The 16,258-nt window shown below is 60.2% G+C and carries 16 protein-coding genes; all 16 read left to right on the plus strand.

What is annotated here, in order from left to right; genetic code table 11:
* Positions 1-64 precede the first annotated feature (64 nt).
* Positions 65-493: a hypothetical protein gene (locus tag ACLEJP_RS01095; RefSeq protein WP_392529157.1), complete on the plus strand. Its 429-nt coding sequence runs from the start codon at positions 65-67 to the stop codon at positions 491-493.
* Positions 494-602: 109 nt separating this feature from the next.
* Positions 603-1,160, plus strand: a complete 558-nt coding sequence (locus ACLEJP_RS01100) for a hypothetical protein (RefSeq protein ID WP_440803777.1) — start codon at positions 603-605, stop codon at positions 1,158-1,160.
* A 238-nt stretch (positions 1,161-1,398) separates the two neighbouring features.
* Complete coding sequence (locus tag ACLEJP_RS01105; protein WP_440803779.1) at positions 1,399-1,836, plus strand: hypothetical protein; 438 nt, start codon at positions 1,399-1,401, stop codon at positions 1,834-1,836.
* A 124-nt stretch (positions 1,837-1,960) separates the two neighbouring features.
* Positions 1,961-2,263 (plus strand): hypothetical protein, encoded by a 303-nt coding sequence (locus ACLEJP_RS01110; protein ID WP_440803781.1) that lies wholly within the window; start codon positions 1,961-1,963, stop codon positions 2,261-2,263.
* Between the two features lie 54 nt (positions 2,264-2,317).
* On the plus strand, positions 2,318-5,044 hold the full coding sequence (locus ACLEJP_RS01115; RefSeq protein ID WP_440803784.1) for a phage tail tape measure protein: 2,727 nt from the start codon (positions 2,318-2,320) through the stop codon (positions 5,042-5,044).
* A gap of 16 nt (positions 5,045-5,060) precedes the next feature.
* A complete protein-coding gene (locus tag ACLEJP_RS01120; RefSeq protein ID WP_440803787.1) occupies positions 5,061-5,645 on the plus strand; it encodes a hypothetical protein in 585 nt (194 codons plus the stop codon).
* Positions 5,645-6,247 (plus strand): hypothetical protein, encoded by a 603-nt coding sequence (locus ACLEJP_RS01125; RefSeq protein WP_440803789.1) that lies wholly within the window; start codon positions 5,645-5,647, stop codon positions 6,245-6,247. Before ACLEJP_RS01120 ends, ACLEJP_RS01125 begins: the two co-directional genes overlap by 1 nt.
* Before the next feature lie 2 nt (positions 6,248-6,249).
* Entirely contained in the window at positions 6,250-6,648 is a 399-nt protein-coding gene (locus ACLEJP_RS01130; protein ID WP_027919814.1) for a DUF6950 family protein, read from the plus strand.
* Positions 6,648-11,789: a phage tail tip fiber protein gene (locus ACLEJP_RS01135; protein ID WP_440803791.1), complete on the plus strand. Its 5,142-nt coding sequence runs from the start codon at positions 6,648-6,650 to the stop codon at positions 11,787-11,789. Before ACLEJP_RS01130 ends, ACLEJP_RS01135 begins: the two co-directional genes overlap by 1 nt.
* Positions 11,789-12,844 (plus strand): hypothetical protein, encoded by a 1,056-nt coding sequence (locus ACLEJP_RS01140; protein WP_440803793.1) that lies wholly within the window; start codon positions 11,789-11,791, stop codon positions 12,842-12,844. Before ACLEJP_RS01135 ends, ACLEJP_RS01140 begins: the two co-directional genes overlap by 1 nt.
* Before the next feature lie 9 nt (positions 12,845-12,853).
* Positions 12,854-13,378: a hypothetical protein gene (locus ACLEJP_RS01145; RefSeq protein ID WP_440803795.1), complete on the plus strand. Its 525-nt coding sequence runs from the start codon at positions 12,854-12,856 to the stop codon at positions 13,376-13,378.
* Entirely contained in the window at positions 13,378-13,983 is a 606-nt protein-coding gene (locus ACLEJP_RS01150; protein WP_440803797.1) for a tail fiber assembly protein, read from the plus strand. The genes ACLEJP_RS01145 and ACLEJP_RS01150 overlap by 1 nt, the downstream gene beginning before the upstream one ends.
* A 59-nt stretch (positions 13,984-14,042) precedes the next feature.
* Positions 14,043-14,255, plus strand: a complete 213-nt coding sequence (locus tag ACLEJP_RS01155; RefSeq protein WP_440803799.1) for a hypothetical protein — start codon at positions 14,043-14,045, stop codon at positions 14,253-14,255.
* Entirely contained in the window at positions 14,252-14,698 is a 447-nt protein-coding gene (locus ACLEJP_RS01160; protein WP_440803801.1) for a structural protein P5, read from the plus strand. The genes ACLEJP_RS01155 and ACLEJP_RS01160 overlap by 4 nt, the downstream gene beginning before the upstream one ends.
* Positions 14,695-15,219, plus strand: coding sequence for a DUF2514 domain-containing protein (locus ACLEJP_RS01165; protein WP_440803804.1), 525 nt, complete (start codon positions 14,695-14,697; stop codon positions 15,217-15,219). Before ACLEJP_RS01160 ends, ACLEJP_RS01165 begins: the two co-directional genes overlap by 4 nt.
* A 164-nt stretch (positions 15,220-15,383) precedes the next feature.
* The gene (locus tag ACLEJP_RS01170; protein ID WP_440803807.1) at positions 15,384-16,178 is read left to right on the plus strand and encodes a DNA adenine methylase; all 795 of its coding nucleotides are present in this window, start codon (positions 15,384-15,386) and stop codon (positions 16,176-16,178) included.
* The last annotated feature ends 80 nt before the right edge of the window (positions 16,179-16,258 follow it).

Raw genomic sequence — 16,258 nt, forward strand, 5'->3', positions numbered from 1 at the left:
GCATCTGTCGGCGCGCGGATGGCGCTTGTGATATCGTTTTGCCTCTAAGGAATGGAGGCGTTCGATGAAAGTCAAAAATTGGGACGGCTGGGAGCCAGAGTGGCTCAAGCTTGTAGATCATTATCAGAGCGCGCCGGCAGTACCTGGTGTGTATATCATCTGTGCAGACCGTGCTATCGCGCGAGCGGTGGGCATTGACGATAACGGTATTTTGACTGTTGGAGAGTCGGATAACCTCAAGCGCCGTCTTGCAGCATTCATCCGATGTGCACGTACAAAAGGCGCTACCGGCCACATGGCAGGATGGCGGTTCAGCTTCGCGTCGTTCGAAAAAATGTTCCCACTGGACACTCTCTGGGTGAGCTGGTATCCCACCGTCGACAAAGCAGCGGCATACGCGAAGGAAGGCGAGATGCTGGGCCTGTATCTGGCAGAGCACTATGAACTACCTCCGTTGAACTACAAGTTCAACTGGTCTCCCCAGGAGCAGTGATTTATAAGCCCAGCCCAGCGCTGGGTTTTTGCATCTGGCGCCGCCGAGTTTGGTCAAAGCTTCTATGCTCCTTTGGTGGCGCTATGCCACTAAATGCAAGGAGCGTGGAATGAAGTACTTCATCTTGGCCCTCTGCGCAGGTGCGCTCTCGGGCTGCTTCCAACAGATCGTTAAACCAAGTGAGATTACCCTAGTGGACGCGATGACTCAGGTCGGACAGGGCTTGACGGCAATGCGCCAGGCACAGGGCGATGTCAAAACCGGGATGATAGCTGAGTCCGCAGAGGTGACTTTCAAGATATCGGCGGATCAAACAAATGGCGGGAAGCTGAAGCTGGACCTATCTCCGCCCGCAGTCAGCGATGGGGTGGGCGTAGGGGGCGAGCTTTCAGGTGAGCGAATCGCAGCACGTTCCAATACCGTCACCGTGAAGTTCAAAAATGTGCTCGCTTTGCCAAAAGATTCTGTAGGTTTTGCGGTCGCGGCGACACAAATCGGGTACACATCTGATGCTGCTGGAGCCAAACCCCCAACTCCCGCCGCTCCTGGCGGTAACGGTGGAGGCGCGCCAGCGGCAAAGCCGGGACAGCCAGTACAACTGCTCCCTAACGATATAGCTAAATGGGTGCAATACAATCAGATGCTACCTCCGCCCCCCAAAGAATGAGGATCGGCAAGCACCCATTTCACCGGGCCGTACTGGGGTTGGCTTATCCTGCCTTTCCCGGCCCGGGCTTAAGTAGACCCACTGCTTGCCCTCACCAGAGCGGGTTCGTGAGATTGTCGAGGCCAGACAAGCTGACTGCTACTGCTGACGCCGAGCAATGAACAAACCCCGCCCACGCGGTGTTTTGGCGCTTCCTGCCGATGGTGGTAGATTGCCCCGCTTTCAAGGAGGATGAGCGGTGAAGCACTGGATTCTGATAGGTCTGGCCTGTATTTCGGTTGCAGGGTGCGAGACAACGAAGGTTTCGCCAGACAGCGCTGCGCTGGTGCCAGCTGATGATGTGTACGCCTTCGGCCGTCCCGCGGGACCTGAGGATGCCAGGATTGTCTTCACGCAGGATGCCAGCGTGATCAGTTGCTTTGGCGCTGGAATGCAAGTTTTCCTGAATGAGAAGCTTGCTGCCGAGACCAGCAGCGGGAAATCCGTGACCCTCTACCATCCGCCCGGCCCGGTGCAGCTGAGCATTAAGAACAACATGGGCTGCGCCGGCGGAGAACTGCGAGGGCTGCTGTTGGAGCTGAAGCCGGGTTATTCGTACCAGGTCAGGGGGTATCGCGGCGCATGGGATAAGGCTGAGCCGCTGCTTACCACACCCGCTCCGTTTAAATATCGCTGATACTCAGGGTTGATTGGTGACATGCAGAGGGCATCTTCGGGTGCTTTTCCTTTCGGCGGAGTTACTCAGTTTTGCGCTGCAAAGACGCGATGGTAGATTGCCCTCATCAACAAGGAGGGTGCGCATGAAGCGTTTGGCACTGGTGGCTCTGGCTGGGTTCGTCCTGGCCGGTTGTGGAAAGAGTGATATTGACCGGGCTCGGGAGGCGGTTGTGAATCGTCTTAAGGACCCTGAATCTGCGCAATTCCGCAACGAAAGAGTTGTAGGCAAAGATGGATTTGTGTGCGGAGAGGTTAACGCCAAGAATTCAGCCGGCGGTTACGTTGGGTTCAGCAGTTATGCTGCATTCCGGCTGGACGACGGACGCTACGAAGCCTTTCTTGAAAGTGAAGGACAGACCACGTTTAAAGAGTCATCCTGCAGATAGATGATGACCAGGCCCAAACCCGCTCCGGCGGGTTTTTTATTGTCCGGAGAAAGTATGAGCCAGGGTGATATTGCTGTACTCGGGATACGGGTTGAATCCGGCGAAGCTGCTGCTGCCGCAGACGATCTCGACAAGCTTGCTAAGGCCGGAGAGCGTGCCGAGACCGTGACTGGATCTGTCGGCACCCAGGCCAAGGCATCCGGAGTGTCAATCAGAGATCTTGCTGCCGGCTCGAATTCTGCTGAGCAGGCGATGGACAGGTATACCCGACAGGCCCAAGCTGCCGGGATGTCGACCAAGGCTTATACGGCAGCGCTCCGAGGCGTGCCTGCTCAATTCACAGACATCGTCGTGTCTTTGCAGGGCGGCATGAACCCATTCACCGTCCTTCTTCAGCAAGGCGGTCAGTTGAAAGATCAGTTCAACGGGATCGGTCCTGCGACGCGTGCGCTTGGCGGATATGTCGCGGGGCTAGTCAATCCATTCACTGTTGCCGGTGCGGCTGTTGCTGGGCTGGGCGTGGCGTATTACAAGGGGGCCGAGGAGGCCCAAGACTTTCGTAAAGCGCTCATCCTCACCGGAAACGCAGCTGGAACCAACGCTGGCGCCATGTCCGATCTGGCTCGGCAGATCAGCACCACGGTGGGCACAACCGGGGCGGCTTCTGAGGTGCTAGCCCAGCTCGCAAGTAATGGAAAAGTCGCCGGGGACAGTATTGGCACCGTTGCGACTGCTGCTCTGCAGATGAAAGATGCGACAGGCCGGGCGGTAGACGAGACCGTTGCCGAGTTTGTGAAGATCGGGAAGGACCCGGTGGCGGCAGCCAAGGAGTTGAACGAGCAATACAACTTCCTCACCGCGAGCACCTACGCCCAAATCGTAGCCCTCAAGGAGCAGGGCGATACCGTGGGGGCGGCCAAGCTTCTTACTGATACATATGCGCAAACTATCGATGCCAGGTCCAAGGAAATCGTCGAGAACCTTGGTTGGATAGAGAAAGCATGGCGCGGCGTTTGGGGGGCAGCGAAAGGTGCAGGTGATGCTGCATTAAACTTTGGCAGATCCGAAGGATTCTCGGAGCAATTGGCCAAGGCGCAAAAGGATCTGGCGGATATCGATAAGATATTCGCGGGCAACCCTATTGCCGCCGCGGGCAAGGAGAACCAGGAGCGTCGAGAGATATTGGTTAGCACCATCCAGGCCCTTCAGGATCAGATACGCCTCCAAAAGTCCGCTGACCAGGCCCAGGAAAACTACAACCAACGACAGCGTGATTCGATCCTCTCTCAGGACATCTTGAACAGCCAGCTGCGCACCACGGCGAGCAACCAGGAAAAGCTGGCCAAGCGGCTCAAGGAGATCGACGAGCTAGCCAAGAAGTCTGCCGCCGGCGATGGCGGACGAGTGTACACCGAGGCCGAATTGAACCAGCTTCGCGACGCGGCTCGCGAGCAGTTCAAGGATAAGCCCGAACACAAGGGACCCGCCTACCGCGAAGACGCCGGCACCAAGGCCCTCGACCAAGCTCGCCAGCAATACTCGGTGCTCCAGCAGCAGAATGGCCTAATCGGTGCCCAGCGCGGCGAGATGCAGAAGCTGGGCGAAGCTGGCCAAGCCCTGGTGCGCTGGGAGCAGCAACTGGCCGACATCAAGGACAAGAAGATCCTGACGGCCGACCAGAAGTCGCTGCTGGCGAATCAGGATCTGATCACGGCTCAGCTGAAGCGCAACGCAGGGCTCGAGCGCGAAATGCAACTGCGTAAAGTAGCCACGGAAGAAGCGCAGAAACTGGCGGCCTTCGAAGCAAACCTGAACAGTCAGCTGCAGCGCGCATCGGTGGGCTTGGACAACAACCTGGCTGGCATGGGTCTTGGCGATCTGGCCCAGCAGCGCCTGCAAGAGCGTTTCAGCATCGAGCAGCAGTACCAGCAGCAAATGGACAACCTCCTGCAGCAGCGCAACGAGGGGCGTATTAGCGAGAGCCTTTATCAAAAGGAAAACGCCGCTCTGCAAAGCGCGCTGGATCAGCGGTTGGCTAAGCAGGAACAGTACTACCAGCGTGTCGATGAGCTGCAGTCAGACTGGTCTGTTGGTGCACGGGCCGCATTCGGCACCTACCTTGAGCAGGCGCGCAACGTCGCGGGGCAAACAAGAACGCTGTTCACCAATGCTTTCTCCAACATGGAAGACAGCATCGTCACCTTCGTCAAAACCGGGAAGTTGTCCTTCAAGGATTTTGCTGATGGGGTCATTGAGGACCTGATTCGCATCCAGGTGCGGCAGGCGGCTGTCGGCTTTCTTGGTACTGCATTCGGCTTCTTGGGCGGTGGTAGCCAGGCGCTAGGCCAAGGCACCATGACTGGATTCAGTGAGCCGCTAAAGCAGCTTTCCACCGGCGGCTATACCGGAGACGGCGGCAAGTTTGAGCCGAAGGGTGTGGTGCACGGCGGTGAATTCGTCCTCCGCAAGGAGGTGGTGGCCCAGCCAGGCATGCGCAACTACCTGGAGGGACTGAACGTCAGGGGTTACGCCTCCGGCGGATTCGTGACGCCGCGGATAGCCTCGACCGCTACGCAAATGGCTGCCAGCCAACCCGAAGCGTCGACCAATTCGCTGCCCGGGATCGTTCAGCACATCAGCGTTCAAGGTACTGCTGATGACGCCACCCTGGCCCGAATCCAGCAGGCCGCACAGAAGGGGGCCCAGGACGGCTACAACCTAGTGCTGCGCGACCTCAAGATGAACGGTCCGGCGCGTCAGCTGATCGTCCGAAACCGATAGCAAGAAGGAGTACTGCATGGCTATCCAATGGCCGGCATCGCTGCGCCCGTCTGAAATGACGTGGGGCATAGTCAATAACAGCCGCGCCTTCACCTCAACGCTCTCCAACGCCCAGCAGATCGTTGGGCAGCCGGGCGCCTATTGGCAATGCACCATCACGTTCGGGTTGCTCACGCGCAAGCAGGAGCGGCAGCTGTCGTCGTTCCTGGGCGAACTGGACGGGATGTTCGGTACGGTCAATGTGCCAGCCTTCACGCGGCGTCGTGGCAATAGTGTGGGGGCTCTGAAGGTAGTGAGTGGCCCGTCGCAGTCCCGCTCTATCCAGGTCGGCGGTGCCACACCAAACGCTCAGATGTTCTCGGTCGGGGATTACATGACGATCGCCGGCGAGATGTTTGAAGTGATCAAGCCGGCCGCAGCCAACGCCCAGGGGCAGGCATTGGTGCAGGTGAACAAGCGCATTCGCCAAACCTTGGCGGTTGGTTCGGCCATCGAATACCTCAACCCGTATTCCGAAATGCGCATGACCCAGGACACCTGGAGCATGACCGTGCGCCAGGCCGTGTCGAATGGCAGCTACCAGTTCAGGGAGGCCTTCTAATGCCCTCGACGTTTCCATTCAGCCAGAGCGTGGTCGATATCATCGCCACGGGCAGGTTCCTCAGCGTGTACGCCTGCCAGCTCGACTTCGAAGACGGCCCTGTATACGCGCACACGGGTACCGGCGACCTAGTGATCGGCGGCATCACATATCTGGGGGTAGGGCAGTTCGGCGAGGTAGGGCAGTCGCAGGAGAGCGACAACTCGAACTCCCCCATGTCGATCGACCTAGCACTCACCGGCCTGGACAGCCACATCATCACCGAGACCAATATCCGCGGCTGCCGCGGGCGCTCTGGCAAGCTGATGTTTGTGGTGTTCGACGAGCAGGGCAACTACGCCGCCGACATCTTGTTCTCTGGCCGCATGGACGCAGCCACCTTTTCCTACGCCGGCAATGGCGAGGACGGCAACAAGATAACCGTCCCGATCGTTGACCGGATGGCCGAGTGGAGCCGCACGGGTACCGAGCGGTTCACCGACGAGAACCACCGGGCCCGCCACCAGGGCGACCGGTTCTTTTACGCCATCGCCCAGATGTCCGAATGGCCCATCTACTGGGGCTCCAAGAAGGACGCTCCGACGTTCACCTATGAGAAATAGCCATGCGCTACCGAGACTGGACCACACGCCTCAGCGAAGTGATCAAGGCCGCCTTAGAGCGGCCTTTTTCATGGGGCGAATTCGACTGCTGCCTGTTCGCGGCGGACTGCGCGGTAGCGGTGTGCGGTACCGACCCGGCTGAGGCGTACCGCGGCACTTACAAGACCGAGGCGGGGGCGAAGCGGGCGCTGAAGAAGCGGCACGGTAGCCTCGAGGCGGCCTGGGATGCCTGCTTCGCCAGGGTGGCGCCGGCATTCATCCAGCGCGGCGACATTGCCATGTACGAGGCACCCGGCGGACGGTCCATGGCTGTGTATTGGGCAAATGAATTCTGGGCGACCACTGACGACGGGGTCGCCCGCGTGGTGTGCGACCCGCTTGCAGTCTGGAGAGTTGAATAATGTCCGGTGGCGTCAGGAAGATTGCTCAGGTAGCTGTTGGTGCGGTGATTGGCTTTGTCCAGGGCGGCCCGGTGGGGGCGGCTATCGGCGCCGGCATGGCCTTCTACATGGCCGAGCAGCAGGAGAAGCTGAACACCAAGTCTCCGATGCGCGACAACGAGCCGTCAGCCCAGACCGTCCGCTCCTCCAAGGCGCCAGCGCGCTTCATCCTTGGCCGCGTCAGTACCGGCGGCGTCTTGGTCTGGGCGCAGGAGCAGGCCGGCGACCAAACCGATGGCGAATGGCTGCACCTGGTCTACGTCCTTTGCGAAGGCCCGGTCGACGCCCTGGAGAACATCTACCTCGGAGAGGAGGAGATCGCGACGTATGGCGAGCACGCCACTTATGAGCTGGTTGTAAACCCGACCCAGGTGAATGCGTTCCTCAAGGCCAACTGCCCGGATTGGAAAGACGAGCAGATCGGCCGGGGGCTGTCGTTCGTGCGCCTGTCGCTGAAGTACAGCGCTGAAAAATTCCCTTCTGGCATCCCTGACGCACGCTTCATCGTCCGTGGCCGCAACGACATCTACGACCCGCGCAGCGGCACGGCCGTTTACACCGAGAACACAGCGCTTCACATCCTGTGGTACCTGCGCAATCGTTGCGGCGTGCCGGACGATGAGATCGTGTTCGAGACGTTCGCCAGCGGTGCCAATATCTGCGACGAGTCTGTCGCCAACCCTGATAACACCACCAGCCCGCGCTATCGCAGCAGCTGTGTGATCGGCGCCGATGAGCAGCGCACGAACGTGCTGCAGAAGCTCGAAGCTGCCTGCGGCGGCCGGACTATCCGTGTGGGTGGTCGCTGGATGTTCCAGGCTGGGGCCTACTACGGTCCGTACGACTTCGAGATCACCGAGGACATGGTGGTCGGCACCATCACCGGCAGCACCGAGCCGACCAACGACGCCGCAATCAACACAGTGCGCGGCACGTTCATTGACACCTCTCAATCGTGGACGGAGACCGACTACCCCGAGGTCAGCATTGCAGACTGGGTAATCGAGGACGGCGGCGAGGCTGCAGAAACGCTGTCCTTTTCCTACGTCACTGATGCCTATCAAGCCCAGCGTTTGGCCAACATCGAGCTGCGCCGCCGTCGCGCGGGCGGCACCATCAGCATTCCCATGAACTTCCTGGGTTACAACTGCCGGCCAGGCCGGGCCGTCCGCGTGAACCTGCCGTCGCTGAACATCCTGGGCGAGTTCATCGTCACCAACTGGAGCATGGGGGCGGACCAAGGGTGTACCGCCCAGCTGCAGCAGTACGATCCCGCACAGTTTGACGACGCCGTTGGCCAGCCATACAACCCAATCGGCTTTATCAAATTGCCGGCTGGTGGCCTGGGTAGTCCCACTGGCCTTACTTGGTCAACCGAAGATAACGCCGAGTCGGTACAAGGCACTCTGTCGTGGGCGGCGCCTTCTGGCGTGGTGACCAGCTACGCCATCACGGTTCGTCAAGGCTCGACCGCAGTCCAGGCTCAGCAAGTACCAGCCACAGCGCTCAAATTGCCGCTATCGGGCTTGCCGTCTGGTAGCTACACCATGAGCGTGGCTGCTCTTGGCCCGCTGACCCGCTCCGGCGAGGCCAGCATCGCTGTCAGCATCGACGGTCCGCCGATCCCAGAGTCTTGCGTCGTGCAGGCGACTATCGACACCATCACGTTGATCCCGAGCAATACGCTCCATGGGCTGAATGGCGGCACCTACGAGTACTTCTTTTCGACGAACCCGCAGGCAACCGAGGGTGAGTACCTGGGCCAAGGCCTGTCCCTGACCCACACCGGTCTGGCGTTTGCCACCAACTATGCCTACTTCGTTCGCTCGAAAAATGCCTACGGAGTGAGCGCCTTCCTGAAGGTGGTGGCCTCCACATCAACCGATGTGGGCAACATGCTCGATGCGCTGAAAGGCAAAATCGAGAACGGCCAGCTGGCGCCGGCGCTGCGGGAGGAAATCTCGCTGATCTCCGGTCCGCCTACCCAGGCTGGCTCTGTCGCTCAGCGTCTTGCCGCTGAGGCAGCGGCGCGAGCCAAGGCAATCAGCGATGAAGCGGCCGCTCGCGCCCAGGGCCTGCTGGCCGAGGCCCAGGCCCGCGGGGCGGCAGTCACCAGCGAGGCGCAAGCACGGCAGTCTGCAGACGACTCGTTGAGCCAGAAGATCGACACGGTCACGGCTTCGACTGGCAACAACGCAGCTGCCATTCAATCGGAGATCACCGCACGCACCAATGCCGACACGGCTCTGGGGCAACGGATCGACACCGTGGCGGCTAGCAGCGCGGCCAACTCGTCGGCAATCAGCAATGAGATCACGGCGCGAACCAAAGCGGACTCGGCCCTGGCATCGCAGATTGCAACGATCCGGGCCGAGTCTGGTGGGTTCGATACCGCCTTGAACTACGGCTTTGCTTCGACCGTTGAAGCCTGGTCGGGTACCCGCTGCAGCCTGGCGGTGGAGAATGGTCGTCTCATCGTCACCAACACCGATGTCAACGCCTACCTCAACAGCCCGGTTGTGTCGATCAGGGGCCGCGACCATGACCGCGTTCGCTGCAGGATCACTCGCCGAGCCGGTACCGGCTGGACCGGGCAGATCACTTACGTGACAGCAAGCCACGCCTCGAGCACGTCGTACCGAAAAGTCATTCCGGACCCGGGCCTGGCGGTGGGCCAGAGCATGGTGCTGGAATGGGACATGTCGCAGCTGACTGCCGGCGGTTCCGACTGGTCGGACAGCACGATCACCAGGTTTTACCTGTGGCTCAGCCCGTCGGCGGGTGATGTGTTCGAAATCGACTGGATCGCTGTGGGCCAGATCGCGCCGTCGGCGTCCGTGGCCTCCGTTGTGGACGAGCGTACCGCCCGGATCAGTGGTGATGAGGCCAATGCCTCGGCCATCACCGGCTTGAGCAGCAGCTTGCAAACCACAAATGGCAACGTGACGGCTGCGCAGCAGGCTGCCCAAGCGGCATCCGACAAGGCCGGCGGGAAAGGGGAGGTGATCTACAGCAGCACCGAGCCGGCCACTGACAAGCGCCTGGCGCAGAACCTGTGGATCGATATCACGGGGGCGGCGAACACGCCGAAGCGCTGGACTGGGTCCGCCTGGGTTGCGGTGACCGACAAGGTGGCCACCGATGCAGCGGCTGCGGCAGCCAGTGCACTCGCTCAAGTTGCCGCCAAAGCTGATGCCTCAGCCCTGCAGGCGTTGCAAACATCCGTCACCAACCAGGGCAACACGCTGACCGCCCAGGGCAATTCGATCACCCAGATCAAGGCGTCCATCGGCCAGCAACCAGACAACCTGATCCTGCGGGGCAGTTTCGAGGATGGCCTAGTAGATCCTTGGAGCGGTGATGCCCGGATCACCAACATCTCGGCGCATCCCTCAGCCGGCAAGGGCGTTTCGTTCTATACGAATAGCTTCTGCGGTGTAGCCGCAAACGTAGTGACAGCTGGCGGGGAGCAGTTCGACCTGTCGGCAGACATCTGGCCGGCCTACATGACGGCCGGTCAAACCACCCGGTTTCAAATGCAGTTCTACGACAAGGCCGGTACCAGCCTCGGTTACGTCAATGCCTTCTCGGTGGCAGCTGCGGCAACAGGATTCAAGTCCTACTCGGGCCGCATCACTGCGCCGGCAGGAGCCGTGTCGGCACGGTTTTTAACCCGTACGGAACCAGCGGACGGCTCTGGTCGCTCGCTGTGGTGCAACATCGTCGCGCGCCGTGTCACCGCTGCTGATTCTGCCAACGCGGATGCCATCAGTACCCTTGGCGCGAGCGTAACCCAGCAAGGCAATACACTGACCAGTCAGGGCCAGGCGCTCACCCAGCTCCAGAGCAGTGTCGGCAGCATTGGCGGGAGCGGGGCCAACCTGTTGAGTGACGAATACAGCTGGCTGACCTCAACCACGTTGCCTGCACTGATCGCTTCGTCCGGTGTGACGAGGATTGGCGTAGCAGTTCCTGAGGCTGATTCCGGATTTGGATATCAGGTAGGCAACGTGCCCACTGGTGCGTATTTCTTGATGCTCAGTCCAATCAACAGTGTGGCTGGCTACAACGTCAGGATCGAGCCAGGCGTTTACCTGGTATCGATGTATGTACGGGGTAGCGTTGCCGGCTCCATGCGGGCATCGCTGTTCGATGGAGCGGGACGGATTTCCGGGGATGTGCCGTACACCACAACCAGGACAAGAATCACATTGCCGATCACGGTCACCGACAGCACCCGTGCGGCTATCACGCTTTATCCGAACCGTACAGGCGTGGCCGACCTGACCTTGGTCATTGATTCGGTGATGATCGAGAAGCGGATCGGGGAGAGCAACACCCCGTCGCCGTTTGTTGCCGGGCCCAGTGCTCGAGCGGTTGGCGGTCAGGCTACTGCGATCAGCCAGATGGACACGGTTGTGAAGCAGCAGGGCACGGCCATAACCGCGCAGGCCAGTCGCCTGGATGGGTTGTATGTCCAGGTTAACCCGGAAATGGAGGGTGACAGCTCCGGCATGGCCGGCGCCACGGGGGGCCTAGTGGGTGTCTGGACCGAGCAATCGGCCCGGATCGAGGACGGCATCGCCATGGGGCGGCAGGTCGAAACGGTTCAGGCGCAGTTGGGCCAGACCAATGCGTCGGTCCAGCAGGTCAGTGAGGTCATGGCTGACATCAACGGAAGGGTATCGGCTCAAACCACGCTGAAGGTCGAGACGAACCTGGGCGGCCGCAAGGTCGTCTCGGGCATCGCGATCGGTAGCAACGGGGAGGAGGGCGAGATCCTGCTGATGGCCCAACGGCTGGCGATCATCGACAGCCTGAACGGCCAGACGATTCTGCCGTTCGTGGTCGAAGGCGGACAGGTGTTCATCAACCAGGCGGTGATCAATACCGCGTTCATCCAGCAGATTGTGGCCGGTATGACCATTCGATCTGCTGCGCTGAACGCTCAGGGCCTTCCGCTGCTGGAGATCAACTTCGCAGCGGGAACGTTCACGCTGAGGGGGCAGGATGCCAACGGATCAACGCTGCTCAACAACGGCGGTCTGTACGTCTACGACGCCAATGGCGTCGAACGGACAGCAGTCGGGAGGCTTACCTGATGGCTGATCTGTATGGGCTCCGGGCGCGGGATGCGTCCGGGGCCATTACGTTGGACACGACGATCACGCCAATCCGGTCGTTGAAAATGCTTCAGGTCACCGGGAGTGGTGCCTTCGATCAGTACATCGCAATCCCCGAGATACAGCCCGCGTCATTCGTTGTGGTTGATGCTTTGTTTGATGGAGGTGAGGAGACATACAGCCCGCAGGCCTGGTACTCCCCGGGACAGCTTCAGTTGCGTCAAGCTGCAAATCGGCAGTGGCAGGTAATGATTCTGTCCCAGGGCGGCGAGCCTTTCTCAGCGCCGGGCAGCTATGGGTTACGGGCGTTCAATAACAATGTTCGCACCCAAATCGACGCCGTAAACCGGGTGCTAACGATCCGTTACAGCGGCGATCTGAACATCGGTTTTCAAGGCCCAGGGAGCAGTTCGCAGATCCAGTGGGGTGAAGTGACCTTCGCAACACCAATCAACACCTATGAGCGCCCGCTGATTTTTCTCAACGCTGCCAACTACATGATGGTTGGCAACTTCCATGTGAAAGGAAGTCCGGGTAACTGGACGGGGTTTCGAATAAAGGCTTGGAACAACAATCAGGCGCATGGCGAGGTCGCGTTGTATCCAATGCAGATCAAGTGGTTCTGCGCGAGCTACATGACCCCCAACACACCGGCAGGGAGTTATGGAGCATCCGTTCGAGACGCCTCTGGCAACCGGACGTTTGTCACGACAGCCAACCTGTCGTTGCTGAACGGTCAGCCAGCCAGCAACAGTTTCATTCAGGCCGGCGACCCGATTGCCGTGGGTGCCTACTACGCACCGAGCCAGCAAATGCCATGGACTGGCAGCTATGACGACTATGTGCTGGCCAATGCCTTGTTCTCCTGCACCAACATTCAGCAGACCACCCAGCCGATCCGGGCCAACTTTGGAGGTTTTTTGCCTGGTAACCGCTCAGTCTTGCAGATGTATTGCGACAACGCCTCGGGGATCAACCCGCTCACAGCCAACGGGCGAACGCTGTTCGCCTCCAGGCCAATGAAGCCGCTTTAAGGACTCTATATGGCAAAGCAAGTAATCAACCTAGGAAGCGCGCCTAACGGCGCCGGAGGGGACGACCGTCGAAGCGCCTGGTTGAAGGCGATCGCAAACTTTGACGAGTTGTACAACTGGATTGCCACCGGCTTCCAGAAGAGCAACATTCTCGGCGCCGTCAGCCAGGCCGGCGGTGTGCCCACTGGCGCGCTGCTACAACGCGGCTCCAACGCCAACGGCGAATTTATCCGCCTGGCTGATGGCACCCAGATTTGCTGGGGAGTAATCACCCTGCCGAAGCAGGCGCTTAGCAGCTCATCCATTGGGCGGTCCAATTTCCCTGCGGTGTTTGCAGCTGTACCACGAGTATTTGCCAACCCGCTGAGCAGCGTAGGAGCCAGCGGGGATCAATCTGCGATCGGACAGCAGGCCTACAACGGCGTGTGGTGGGGAGCGTCAACAACCTTCGCAGAAGCGAATTCATGGTCATACCGTTTCGCCACAAACGCTGACATCCAATATCAGTATCTTGCAATAGGCAGGTGGTTCTAATGCGTATTCAGTTAAGCCCAGTTCTGCCGATTGCCCCGGCCTCGCTGACGATCTACAAGCAAGGTGACAGCCTGACCATTAACGGTCTGACCTTGGACTTTTCCCCGCTGCCGGATGACGCCACGTTGCCGGCCGAGGCCACCGGTTGCCCTTGGGTGATCGCGCCGGTCGAGCGTGTGGCCGGCGAGCTGGTAGTGACGCTGCAGCTCCCATTGCCGATTGATGCCAGTCAGGCGGCACGCTTTCCGCGTGACATCGTGTCGCCGGCTGATGGCCTGGTCGCGCTGCCTATTCCTGCCGCCGAACAGCCGGCGCCGGCACTGGGATTTGCTGCGATCGACTGGAGCCAGCTGGTAACTGTCGAGGACAAGGCCCTGGCCGCCTCCAAGCAACTGCATGCGACCGCCACGGCGGAGATTGCCCAGCGCCGAGCGGCCGCGGATATGGCGATCGCTCCGCTGCAGGATGCGGTAGACCTGGAAGAGGCCACTCCCAAGGAGACCGACGCGCTGAAGGCCTGGAAGCGCTATCGCGTTGCGCTCAACCGTTTGCCCGAGCAGCCCGGTTTCCCTGAAACCATTGACTGGCCTGACCTGCCGGCCTGATTCGACGACACCCCAACCCAACCGCCGCCCGGCGGTATTTTTTTGCCTGGAGAAAACCCATGCCGTTCATTGTCCTCAACAAAACCAATGCCTTCGATCCGGTACACCAAACCGAGCACGGTACAGCTGAGCAGGCCGACGCAGCCGCCCGCGACCTGCTGCGCACTCAGCCGAACTCCGTGCTGCTGGTTGCCCAGGTGCTCAAGCGCTACACCGCCGAGGTAACCGTGTCGGTGCAGGATGTTGATCCGGTACAGGAGGGCGTTGAATGAGCACTCCTCGTGGCGTTCGGAACAACAACCCCGGCAACATCGATTTCAATCCCCGCAACGCCTGGCAGGGCCAGCTGGGCATGGAGGTTGGCGTGGCCAAGCCGCGCTTCGCCCGGTTCGACGAGCCGGAGAACGGCATCCGGGCCCTGGGCAAGCTGCTGATCAACTACCGCGGCAAAGACGGAATGCCCAGCGTGGGCGGGAAGGGCATCGATACTGTGCTCGAAACCATCAACCGCTGGGCGCCGAGCAGTGAGAACGACACCCAGGCTTATGCGGCGGCCGTGGCCAAGCGCCTGGGCGTACGGCCAGGCGATCCGATCAACATCAAAGACCCGGCCACGCTGCGGGGTATGGTACTTAGCATCATCGTGCACGAGAACGGCGGCAACCCGTACAAGGATCAAGTGATCGACGAAGGCGTGCGGAGGGCGTTGGCATGAAGTCGTGGGCAATCAGATCGTTAATTTTGCTGGCACTGCTCGCGTCGTACTGGGGCGTATACCAGCACGGCAGGGAAGTGGAACGCGCCGAAGCCGCCCGTGCGTCAGCAGAGCGTGACAGCGGCGATCATCTGGCCGAGGTTGTCGGCGAACGTGGAGCCCGGCAGGAAGAACAACGACGCGCGCAAGCGCAGGAGGAGGCGAGAGCCCATGCGCAGAAAGAACGAACTATTGCTGATGCTGGCGCTGCTGGCGCCGATACTGCTGGCCAGCGGCTGCGCGACAAAGCTGGAAAGCTCGCCGCCACCGTCAGTTGCCCCGGCACGGATACCGCCGCTATCGCCCGAGGCCAGGCAGCCACCCGCGCCGCAATGGTGCTCTCCGAACTGCGCGACAGGGCTGATGCTCGAGCGGGAGAGCTGGCTCAGGCTTATGACCGCGCCAGAATAGCCGGCCAGCAGTGCGAGCGAGAATACGGCGCCTTAATCCCTAAACAGCGGGCAGAAGTAGCCAGCCAGTAATTCGAAGGATTGATTCAAAGAGAGCGGCCACCGGAGATGCGTCAACATCCCTGCTGACCGCCAGACAAGCAGACCATACCTGCAAGCCCAGCCAAGGCTCCCGCTTTGTGCACAAAGCAAAGCGAGCCTAGCACCTGTTTATCCATACAGTAAAGGTTTGCAAATTGACTAACCCAATCATTCCTTGGATGGGCGGAAAGCGACGCCTGGCCGACCGCTTGATCCCACTTTTCCCCGCCCATGAGTGCTACGTCGAGGTCTTCGCCGGTGGCGCTGCCTTGTACTTTATGCGCCCACAACCCGCTCCTGTGGAGGTCTTGAATGATCTCAATGGCGATCTGGTCAATCTGTACCGGGTGGTGCAGAACCACCTGGAGGAATTTGTCCGGCAGTTCAAATGGGCCCTGTCGTCCCGCCAGATTTTCGAGTGGCAAAAGATGGCGAGACCAGAGACACTAACCGATATCCAGCGCGCCGCCCGGTTCTTCTACCTGCAGCAGCACGCCTTCGGCGGCAAGGTCACTGGGCAAACATTCGGTACTGCCACCACCGGCCCTGCGGTTAACCTGCTGCGCATCGAGGAGAACCTGTCAGCCGCCTGGCAGCGGTTGGCCGGCACCTACGTCGAGAACCTGTCTTGGCTCGACTGTGCGCAGCGCTACGATCGACCGCACACCTTCTTCTACATGGACCCGCCTTACTGGCAGACCGCCGGCTACGGGGTCGATTTCCCGTTTGAGCAATATGAGCGGATGGCCGAGTTCATGCGCACTTGCAAAGGCAAGGTGATGGTGAGCATCAACGATCATCCCGACATCCGAGTGGCCTTTGACGGATTCCACTTCGAGCAGTTAGATATCCGATACACCACCACGAACCAGCGGCATGGCCAGGCCGATGTGAGCGGTGAGCTGGTGATATTGAACTGGACGCCCGCAGAGCTGGGGCAGCTGTTCTGAAACAACTGCGGCTCGAAAACCGTCCTTGCTTCAGCTGATTGTTTCGTCTTGTCCTATTATTCCCCGGTCAAACAATCGGA

Source organism: Pseudomonas sp. SMV7 (assembly GCF_052041995.1).
In the GTDB taxonomy this organism is placed as follows: Bacteria; Pseudomonadota; Gammaproteobacteria; order Pseudomonadales; family Pseudomonadaceae; genus Aquipseudomonas.

Excerpts from the sequence above, each read along its gene's own strand:
- ACLEJP_RS01095 (WP_392529157.1), top strand. The coding sequence starts at position 65 with ATGAAAGTCAAAAATTGGGACGGCTGGGAGCCAGAGTGGCTCAAGCTT.
- ACLEJP_RS01100 (WP_440803777.1), top strand. The coding sequence starts at position 603 with ATGAAGTACTTCATCTTGGCCCTCTGCGCAGGTGCGCTCTCGGGCTGC.
- ACLEJP_RS01110 (WP_440803781.1), top strand. The coding sequence starts at position 1,961 with ATGAAGCGTTTGGCACTGGTGGCTCTGGCTGGGTTCGTCCTGGCCGGT.
- ACLEJP_RS01115 (WP_440803784.1), top strand. The coding sequence starts at position 2,318 with ATGAGCCAGGGTGATATTGCTGTACTCGGGATACGGGTTGAATCCGGC.
- ACLEJP_RS01120 (WP_440803787.1), top strand. The coding sequence starts at position 5,061 with ATGGCTATCCAATGGCCGGCATCGCTGCGCCCGTCTGAAATGACGTGG.
- ACLEJP_RS01125 (WP_440803789.1), top strand. The coding sequence starts at position 5,645 with ATGCCCTCGACGTTTCCATTCAGCCAGAGCGTGGTCGATATCATCGCC.
- ACLEJP_RS01130 (WP_027919814.1), top strand. The coding sequence starts at position 6,250 with ATGCGCTACCGAGACTGGACCACACGCCTCAGCGAAGTGATCAAGGCC.
- ACLEJP_RS01135 (WP_440803791.1), top strand. The coding sequence starts at position 6,648 with ATGTCCGGTGGCGTCAGGAAGATTGCTCAGGTAGCTGTTGGTGCGGTG.
- ACLEJP_RS01140 (WP_440803793.1), top strand. The coding sequence starts at position 11,789 with ATGGCTGATCTGTATGGGCTCCGGGCGCGGGATGCGTCCGGGGCCATT.
- ACLEJP_RS01145 (WP_440803795.1), top strand. The coding sequence starts at position 12,854 with ATGGCAAAGCAAGTAATCAACCTAGGAAGCGCGCCTAACGGCGCCGGA.
- ACLEJP_RS01150 (WP_440803797.1), top strand. The coding sequence starts at position 13,378 with ATGCGTATTCAGTTAAGCCCAGTTCTGCCGATTGCCCCGGCCTCGCTG.
- ACLEJP_RS01155 (WP_440803799.1), top strand. The coding sequence starts at position 14,043 with ATGCCGTTCATTGTCCTCAACAAAACCAATGCCTTCGATCCGGTACAC.
- ACLEJP_RS01160 (WP_440803801.1), top strand. The coding sequence starts at position 14,252 with ATGAGCACTCCTCGTGGCGTTCGGAACAACAACCCCGGCAACATCGAT.
- ACLEJP_RS01165 (WP_440803804.1), top strand. The coding sequence starts at position 14,695 with ATGAAGTCGTGGGCAATCAGATCGTTAATTTTGCTGGCACTGCTCGCG.